The organism is Rhizobium sp. GCM10022189, assembly GCF_042656325.1.
Taxonomy (GTDB): Bacteria; Pseudomonadota; Alphaproteobacteria; order Rhizobiales; family Rhizobiaceae; genus Rhizobium.
The window spans coordinates 101,438-101,975 of record NZ_JBHSOR010000040.1; the positions used below are offsets into that span (position 1 = coordinate 101,438).

A 538-nucleotide genomic window follows, 5' to 3' on the forward strand; every position below is an offset into this window, starting at 1 on the left:
GAGCGGCACGGCCGCCGGTGACAGGACCTCCAGTTCGGCGCCCGGCAGCATGGCCTGCCCGGCCAGGCCGCGGCGCTGTTCCTCGAGCTTGTCGAGGGCGGCCTGCTCCTTGTCGGCAATGCGCTGCAGCCGCACCAGCTCGGTCTGCGCCAGTGCCGAACGGGAGCGCTGTTCGTAGGCGGCCGTCAGTGCGGAGCGGACCGTCCGGTCCTCGTCGTCAAGGGCGGTCAGCCTGGCGCGCAGGGACTGCAGGTAGCGCTCGATCGCGGCGCCGAGATCGGCGCGGGACGTGTCGATCCGGGCTCGCAGGTCGACCACGGCGGGGGCATCGTTGCCATAGATGTCGAGAAGACGGGCAAGGTCCTGCTGCTGGGCGCGAAGGTCGGCCTGCATCACGCCGATGCTGTCGGGGATGGATTTGTTCTGCGCGGCCAGGGAAGGGTCGCGGGCGGCTTCCAGCGCGGCAATCGTATCCGTGATGTCGGTGCGGTCTTGCGCGATCTTCGTCTGCCGGTCGCTCAGTGCGACGATCGCCTTG

The 538-nt window shown here is 69.9% G+C and carries 1 pseudogene; it reads right to left on the reverse strand.

From position 1 onward, the window contains the following. Positions 1–538, reverse strand: a pseudogene (locus tag ACFPWW_RS18100) (exopolysaccharide biosynthesis protein); the annotation flags it as partial.